This window comes from Pseudomonas sp. S9, from assembly GCF_000222125.1.
GTDB lineage: Bacteria > Pseudomonadota > Gammaproteobacteria > Pseudomonadales > Pseudomonadaceae > Aquipseudomonas > Aquipseudomonas segetis.
Map to the genome: position 1 here is coordinate 243146 of NZ_AFFX01000010.1, position 7812 is coordinate 250957.

Here is a 7812-nt window from a genome sequence, read left to right on the forward strand (position 1 = left end):
TATCATATGAATCTAACTGGGTTTATACCTTGGATAACAAGTCTTTAGCTTCATCAAAGCAGGCTTGCGCCAAGGCAGATCGCTGTCCGCTGGCACGCATTATCAAGCCCAGTGGGGAGAGGGTATGGGCGCTCTCTATCGGTACTAAGGCCAGGTGTTCAGTAAAATCACCCAAGCCGCTGTTGAGTGGCATTACCGCGCAACAGATACCGGCACTGACTGCATGTAGCAATTGGTGGACTGCATCTGTTTCAAGCCGTGGAAGCGGCTTGATGCCGCGTGAGCGCAGGTTGTGGTCGATGGATTGGCGAAAGTGCATGCCGCTTGAAAGCAGGCCCAGCGGCAGCTCCGCCAGCGCTTCCCACTTCAACTGTTGATCGGCTAGCTGGAAGTGGCGTCGGTCATACAGCAGCCCCATGCGTGACTCGGCAAGTTCAAGGCTCTGGTAATGCTCGCGATCGAGACGTTCGACATATGACAGGCCGAGGTCAATCTGGTTGCTGCTCAATCGCTCCAGTATCTGTTCGCTGCTCAGTGAAAACAGCTGGAAGCGTAAGCCCGGATGCTGTTTGGCGAAGAGTTTGATCAGGCGCATGGGGTCAAAACCTGCCAGCGGCACCACACCCAGGCGAAGCGTACCGACCAGTTGGCCACGACAGGCGGCGGCTTCTGCATAAAGCCCGTCTTGTGCGGCGATGACGGTGCGGGCCCAGGCCAGAATTCGCTTGCCATCCTCGCTGAATCCCTCAAAGCGTTGACCGCGCAGGACCAGTTCGAGCCCCAGTTCTTGCTCAAGATTGCGCAGGCGCATTGATAGGGTCGGCTGGGTGACGTGACAGCGTGCGGCAGCCTGGCCAAAGTGCCGGGTTTCATCCAGTGCGACTAGGAACTTGAGTTGTTTGATATCCATGCCCAGGCCTCTGTCTGGCGTTCGATTCTGCTGCCTTGCCCATGGCGTTCAGTCAATCGCTTGGGCAATGTGCGGATGGGAAATCATCATCATTGTTCAGATCAGCGGATCATACCCGTGCTGATTTCAGGCTAGACTTGAGCTTCCGGGCAGTATCCGCTCGGAAATTTTCCAAGGAATTAAGAGGAATAGCGATGAGTATTTTCAGTTTCGTCAAAGAAGCCGGGGTAAAACTCTGGGAGTCAGTGGTCGGCCAGGAGGCGCAAGCTGCTGAGTCACTCCAAGCGCATGTGGCGAAGGTTGGTTTGGGTAATCCCGCTATTCAACTGAGTGTTGAAGGCGAAAAGGTGATTGCCAGTGGTGAAGTCGCCAGCCAGGAAGAAAAAGAAAAGATTCTCCTGGCACTGGGTAACGTTGAAGGCGTATCTGAAGTTGAAGACAAGATCACCGTTGCTACGCCAGCTCCGGAAGCACGCTTTGTGACGGTCAAGAAAGGCGACACCCTAAGCGCCATTGCCAAGGCTGAATATGGCAACGCCAACGCCTAAAACAAGATCTAGGAGGCAAAAAAGCCGATGCTTAGCCACCCGGACAAAATCTACGCGGGCCAGGTCCTGCGTATCCCGCAGGAATAACAGCCGTCGACGGCCAGGACATTAGGCCTGGCTGTTCCATCCCGTACGCTTGAGCCTTCAGGCGAGCGGCCTGTTTCGGCTCTGCCTGGCTACAAACCCTGCAATATCGCCCGGTAGTCTTCAACCGCGGCAAACTCCCCTGTATCCCTCGGCCCTTGGCGGCTGTCTGGCTCGCGCACGGCGAGTAGATGGGCGATGCCAAACCGGGCGGCACTGCGCAGTACCGACAAACTGTCATCAATAAACAGGCTTCGCGCCGGGTCGAACACCAAATCCTGTTTGAGGGCGAACCAGAACTGCTGGTTTTCCTTGGCAAAACCATAGTCGTGGGAGCTGATCATGCGTTCGAAATAGCCAGCCAGTTCGATGCGCTCGAGCTTGAGCGACAGTGAATCACGGTGGGCATTGGTGATCAGTACCACTCTTTTGCCGGCTGCCCGCACAGCGTCGAGAAAAGTGTCTGCATCAGGGCGCAGGGCGATCAGTTCGGCGACCTCGCGCTTGAGGTCGCGGATCGAGAGTTTCAATTCACGGCTCCAGAAATCCGTGCAATACCAGTTCAATTGTCCCGCGTGTTCCTTGAACAGTGGCATCAACTCGGCATCGGCCAGCTCACGACTGATCTTGTGATGTTCGGCGTAGCGCTGGGGGAGGTGCTCCAGCCAGAAGTGGTTGTCGAAGTGCAGGTCGAGCAGGGTGCCGTCCATATCCAGCAGGACGGTGTCGATTTCGCGCCAAGGCAGTGCAGTCATATGCGATTTATCGTCTGTCGGTAAGTTTGGGATGGCCGGGGTCGTAATTGCGCAATCTTCGCGGCTGATAATCCGGGCAAGCGCGGTATGATAACTTGCAAGAATAGTTAAGGAGCTATCTTCATGCGTCAGAAGCCCACCGTACTCGCCAGTGAAATCGTCGCCAGCAGCCGTTTGTTCCGTGTTGAAGAGCTGCAACTGCGTTTCAGTAATGGTGTCGAGCGCACCTACGAGCGGCTGGTCGGCAAGGGCGTGGGTTATGGCGCGGTGATGATTGTGGCCATTCTTGATGACGAGCATGCGGTGTTGGTCGAAGAATATTGCGGCGGTACCGATGACTACCAGGTGTCGCTGCCCAAAGGTCTGATCGAGCCCGGCGAGGATGTGCTGGATGCTGCCAATCGTGAACTTAAGGAAGAGGCCGGTTATGGCGCGCGCAAGCTCGAGCTGCTTGCCGAACTCAGCTTGTCGCCTGGCTACATGAGCCAGAAAATCCAGGTGGTGCTGGCCAGCGACCTGTATGAGGAGCGCCTGCCCGGCGATGAGCCCGAGCCCATGCGGGTGGATAAAGTCAGCCTGCGCGAACTGTCGAGCCTGATCCAGCATCCGCTGTTCAGCGAAGGGCGGGCCCTGGCTGCGTTGTACCTGGCGCGCGACATTTTAAGCCAGCGAGGGGAGTTCAGCCTGTGAATGATGCGTTGATTGCAGCTGTTGTGAAGCTGGTACGCGAAGCTGGAAAGGCCACCCTGCCGTATTGGCGCACAGGTGTCGAGGTCACCGAAAAAGCCGATGCTTCGCCAGTCACCGCGGCGGACCTGGCGGCCCACCATATTCTTAATGATGGATTGCAGGCGCTGGAGCCGGGCACCCCGGTGCTGTCAGAAGAGGCGGCCAATATTGCCCTTGCCGAACGTGCGCAGTGGACACGCTGGTGGCTGGTTGATCCGCTCGAGGGCACCAAGGAGTTTATTGCCGGCAGCCAAGAGTTCACGGTCAACGTCGCCTTGATCGAAAAGGGCGAGGTGGTGTTTGGTGTGGTCGGGATGCCGGTCAACGGCGATTGTTTTTATGGTGGCTCGGGGCTTGGCGCCTGGCGCGAAGACGCCCAGGGTCAGGCCCAGGCCATTCATGTGCGCGTGGCACCGGCCAGTGCCTTTACCGTGGTGGCGAGCCGTCGCCACTCCAGCCCGGAGCAAGAAAGCCTGCTGGCCGGTCTGGCTGAACAGGTTGGCGATTTGCAATTGGTGAATGTCGGCAGCTCGCTGAAGTTTTGCCAGTTGGGCGAAGGACTTGCCGATTGTTATCCGCGGCTGGAACCGACCTCGCAGTGGGATACCGCCGCTGCCCAGGGCGTACTCGAAGGTGCCGGCGGCGAGGTACTGACCCTGCAAGGTGATGCGCTGACCTACGAGGCGCGTGAGTCGCTGCTCAACCCCTTCTTTCTCGCCTTGCCTGCTTCTGCGCAGTGGCGCGGCCAACTGCTGAGCCTGGCCCGTAAGCTGAGCTGAGTGCCCATCTTGTAGCCTAGTCGAGCATATCGCTGTAGCGATCATCCTTCTTGAATGTCAGCGGCTGCTCGAAGCCGGGAATGACGATTTGCTCGGTGCCCAGCTCGATCTCGCTGTCGTCGATCAAGTCCTTGCCGAAGTTGTAGATGATATCCAACTGGCCAAGCAGGGCGTTGCGGTCGTACTCGGCTGCTGCGGCGCGGGTTTTCTCGCGACGCTGCAAGTAGGCATTGAACGCCGCCTCGCCATAACGCTTACGCAGCATGCGCTCGGCAACATGGGGCGCCAACAGCACGCCGCTGGCGTTGTTGCCGCCAAAGCCCTTGGAGTTGATAAAGCACACATCCATCGCCTCCCGGCCCAAGTCGCGGTCCTGGGTGGTGATGCTCAGGTGCTGCTGGTGCACGTCCTCGGCCACTTCGTCTATGGTCTTGATGCCTGGCACTATTCCGTACTTGAAAGTGCCCAGGGCAGAGATGACCTGGTCGCCACTGGCGGTTGCCAGCGAATGCCCAACGAAAGCCTTAACCGCGGTGATTGGCCAGCTTTCGATGCCAAAGGCGCTGGCGATGCGGTTGAGTAAATCGGACTCGGTGGTGCGGTTTGCCGGTGTGCTGGAGCCATGCGCATGGACGAAGCTGCGCTTTTGCACTGCTTCGCTGCCGAGCAGCTGGCTTGCACTGGCGACAGCCTTGGCCATGGTCAGGTAATTGCCGGGGCCAGGCGCTGAAATGGACTTCTTGAAGCCGTCGGCATTGATAAAGACGTCCGGCACGGCACCGTGAATGTCGGCGCCCAGTTCCATCGCCAGCTCATCGTCCATGAGCATGACGTACTGGCACGACTCCGCCAGGGTGAAGCCGCAGTTCTTGCCGAAAGGGCGGCTGGCACGTTGGAAGTCGACATCATCAGAGCCTTGTATCTGGCGCAGGCCTTCCTCTGTGGCCAATGCGCCCATGGCGCCGTAGCCTTCGATGCATTCCTGGGTAATGGGGGCTTCACTGTTGCCGATTAAGGCGACTCGTGCCTTGCCCGACTGGATGTGCTCGATACCTTTCTGCAGGTTGTAGAGGAAGGTGGCACAGGCGCCGGTGATGCTGCCAGTGGTGCCGACGCTGCCCAATACATAGGCGTTGATAAAGTCGGTCGGCATGCTGTTGAAGCCCAGCGGTAGCTGTTTGGCGGTGGCCCGGCCACCCTTGAGGCGCGATTGCATCAGGCCGCCATAACCGTTTTCATCGAGTTGGCTCATGATGCTGCCAGAAAACACCGCGACCTCGTCCGGTGCGACATGCTTGCTGATGACGTGCCAATCAATGCCGGTCGAGCGCAGCGCATCGGTTGCGCCGACGACTGTCATTGCCAGGCCGCGTGGATGGAAGCGCGCGTTGTAGAGTTCGCTTGGCTCGAAGCCATTGGGCAATTGGCCGGCCGACTTTACCGGCAGGGCACGGTAGCTATCGATTTTGAAATCACAGCTATCATAAAGCGTGACCCGCACTTCACTTGGGCTCAGGTCTTCAACTGCCCAGTCGGACGGCAGCGGCTCTGGCAACTGCTTGCGCAGGGTGATGAAGCTCAGTGGGTTACCGGCGGTTGCATCAATGGTGATGCTTTTTTGCCAATGGGCGGCATCGACATCGAGGTACTTCTTCTCGATGCGGCGCACCAGTGTCGAGGCAAGGATGTAGGGCGAGAACTGCTCGTCAATCTGGCCAAGGTCCAGCGCTTCACCTTCAAGCGATTGATATTGGCCGTCGACTACCTTGATCAGCTTCATCAATACCGCCAGCCCGGCAATGGTGGCCTGGCGACTGGCCAGGTCCAGTGACTCTATGACTGTGCGACGAAAACCGTGGTGAAACGAGCTGCGTCCGGCTGCGTTATAACCACCAAAACCAACAATAACGGGTAAGCGAGACATGGCGCAGATAACTCCTTGAATAGGTAAATCAGGGCCGGCATAGCTGAATAAATGGAGCCTGTCCTGAATGCGCGGAGAACGCGCAGCCGTGTTTAAATTTTCGGATGCCTATGCTGACGCATTTGATGACTTGTAAGTCACTGTTTCGACCAAGGTAGCGGTTCACCAGTACCTTGCCCCTGATAGGGTTAAGGCTTTCATACTACGGGACTTCTGAAAAGCTGCTGCGCTAGATATCAAGGGGCCAGCCCTTGGCTGTTATCCGCCGGTGGTGCTTGTGTGGTCTTTTTCAGTGGTTTCCTACAGGTCATGGCCTGTGTGTCGCCGGCGCCTGTAATAGGCATTATTTCTGGTTTCGCTGGAGAACAATAATGAACAGCAGCAATCCTTATGAGTTTGGCATGCCGCGCGATGCGGCAAATTTTCAAGCATTGAGTCCGTTGAGCTTTCTTGAGCGTGCCGCCTTCGTATACCCGAACAAGCTCGCCCTGATTAATGGCGCGCTGCGCCAAACCTGGGGGGAGACATACAAGCGCTGCGTGCGTTTTGCTTCCGCATTGGCGCAGCGTGGCGTTGGCCTGGGCGATACGGTCGCGGTCATTGCGCCTAATGGCCAAGCCATGTTCGAAGCGCATTTCGCGGTGCCCATGTGCGGCGCAGTGCTCAACGCGATCAACACCCGGCTCGATGCTGAAACCATAGCGTTCATCCTCCAGCATGGCGAGGCAAAAGTGCTGCTGGTCGACAAGGAGTTCAGCGAGACGGTGCAGCGTGCGCTTGGGCAAATGGCCGAGCGGCCATTGGTTGTCGGCATTGATGATGCCGAATACCTTGAGGGCTCGCTGATTGGCGAACTCGATTACGAGGCCCTGCTGGTGGAAGGCGATCCGGATTACAGCTGGAGTCTGCCAGCGGATGAGTGGCAGGCCATTGCCCTCAACTACACTTCAGGTACTACGGGCAATCCAAAGGGTGTGGTCTATCACCACCGTGGCGCACACCTCAATGCGCTGTCGAACGCCATGTGTTGGGATATGACCCGTTTCCCGGTGTGCCTGTGGACGCTGCCGATGTTCCATTGCAACGGCTGGTTTTTTCCCTGGGCGTTGGCAGCCTATATCGGGACCAGCGTGTGCTTGCGTCATGTGCGTGCCGATGCCATCTACCCGGCGCTGGCTGAGCATGGGGTTGATCATTTCTGTGGCGCGCCGATTGTGTTGAACATGCTGGCCAACGCGCCGGCCGAGTTGAAAGCGCTGAAGACGCAACCGGTGAAGTTCCTGACGGCTGGCGCTGCACCTCCGGCCGCGGTGATCGAGGCGATGGAAGCGCTCGATTTCAAGGTCACCCACGTTTATGGCCTGACCGAAACCTATGGCCCGAGCGTGGCCTGTGAGTGGAAATCCGAGTGGGACGAAGCCTCGCCTGAGGAGCGCGCCAAATTAAAATCGCGCCAGGGCGTGCGTGCGCCATTGCTGGATGAACTGATGGTGGCCGACCCCGAAACCCTGCAGCCGGTGCCCAAGGATGGTGAAACCATCGGCGAAATCTTCATGCGCGGTAATGTGGTGATGAAGGGTTACCTGAAAAACCCCACCGCCACAGCCGAGGCCTTTGCCGGAGGCTGGTTTCACTCCGGGGACTTGGCTGTTTGGCATGCAGATGGCTATGTCGAGATTAAGGATCGCTCCAAAGACATCATCATCTCTGGCGGTGAAAACATCTCATCGATTGAGCTGGAGGGCATCCTGTATCGCCACCCTCATGTGCTGGAGGCAGCGGTGGTGGCAATGGACAGTGAAAAGTGGGGTGAGACGCCTTGCGCCTTTATCACCTTGAAACCGGGCGCAGAATCAACCGAGGAGTCTATGCTGCGGTTTTGCCAGGCCCATATGGCGCGCTTCAAGGTGCCGGGCAAGGTGGTGTTCTGCGAGTTGCCCAAGACTTCCACCGGCAAGGTGCAGAAATTCGTCCTGCGTGAACAGGCACGCAAGCTGTCCAACTAGTGCTTGCCTGATTGACGGGATAAAAAAAGCCCGGCGCAAGGCCGGGCTGAAGAGTTGCAATCGATACGTTTGACCTA

Annotated in this window: 6 protein-coding genes and 1 pseudogene; 4 read left to right on the plus strand and 3 right to left on the minus strand. The window is 57.7% G+C overall.

Annotated elements, in window-relative coordinates; translation table 11 throughout:
* Positions 1-22 precede the first annotated feature (22 nt).
* Entirely contained in the window at positions 23-910 is an 888-nt protein-coding gene (locus tag PSES9_RS0118680; protein ID WP_010489520.1) for a LysR family transcriptional regulator, read from the minus strand.
* A gap of 194 nt (positions 911-1104) precedes the next feature.
* On the opposite strand from PSES9_RS0118680, the pseudogene lysM reads away from it, so the two are divergent.
* Positions 1105-1545 (plus strand): annotated as a pseudogene (gene lysM / locus PSES9_RS23905) (peptidoglycan-binding protein LysM).
* A gap of 89 nt (positions 1546-1634) precedes the next feature.
* Here the strand turns inward: lysM and yrfG are convergent.
* A complete protein-coding gene (gene yrfG, locus PSES9_RS0118690) occupies positions 1635-2297 on the minus strand; it encodes a GMP/IMP nucleotidase (protein ID WP_010489524.1) in 663 nt (220 codons plus the stop codon).
* A 123-nt stretch (positions 2298-2420) separates the two neighbouring features.
* Between yrfG and nudE the strand changes: the two genes are divergently transcribed.
* Together nudE and cysQ are read left to right on the plus strand one after the other, a co-directional pair.
* Positions 2421-2987 (plus strand): ADP compounds hydrolase NudE, encoded by a 567-nt coding sequence (nudE, locus tag PSES9_RS0118695; RefSeq protein ID WP_010489526.1) that lies wholly within the window; start codon positions 2421-2423, stop codon positions 2985-2987.
* Positions 2984-3805, plus strand: a complete 822-nt coding sequence (gene cysQ / locus PSES9_RS0118700) for a 3'(2'),5'-bisphosphate nucleotidase CysQ (protein ID WP_010489528.1) — start codon at positions 2984-2986, stop codon at positions 3803-3805. Before nudE ends, cysQ begins: the two co-directional genes overlap by 4 nt.
* A 16-nt stretch (positions 3806-3821) precedes the next feature.
* Here the strand turns inward: cysQ and PSES9_RS0118705 are convergent, their stop codons facing one another.
* A complete protein-coding gene (locus PSES9_RS0118705; RefSeq protein WP_010489530.1) occupies positions 3822-5729 on the minus strand; it encodes a beta-ketoacyl synthase in 1908 nt (635 codons plus the stop codon).
* Between the two features lie 371 nt (positions 5730-6100).
* Between PSES9_RS0118705 and PSES9_RS0118710 the strand changes: the two genes are divergently transcribed.
* On the plus strand, positions 6101-7735 hold the full coding sequence (locus tag PSES9_RS0118710) for an acyl-CoA synthetase (RefSeq protein WP_010489532.1): 1635 nt from the start codon (positions 6101-6103) through the stop codon (positions 7733-7735).
* The last annotated feature ends 77 nt before the right edge of the window (positions 7736-7812 follow it).

Bases quoted from the DNA above. Each gene is read 5' to 3' on its own strand.
- PSES9_RS0118705 (WP_010489530.1), bottom strand. From the start codon at position 5,729: ATGTCTCGCTTACCCGTTATTGTTGGTTTTGGTGGTTATAACGCAGCC.
- PSES9_RS0118710 (WP_010489532.1), top strand. From the start codon at position 6,101: ATGAACAGCAGCAATCCTTATGAGTTTGGCATGCCGCGCGATGCGGCA.
- nudE (WP_010489526.1), top strand. From the start codon at position 2,421: ATGCGTCAGAAGCCCACCGTACTCGCCAGTGAAATCGTCGCCAGCAGC.
- yrfG (WP_010489524.1), bottom strand. From the start codon at position 2,297: ATGACTGCACTGCCTTGGCGCGAAATCGACACCGTCCTGCTGGATATG.
- PSES9_RS0118680 (WP_010489520.1), bottom strand. From the start codon at position 910: ATGGATATCAAACAACTCAAGTTCCTAGTCGCACTGGATGAAACCCGG.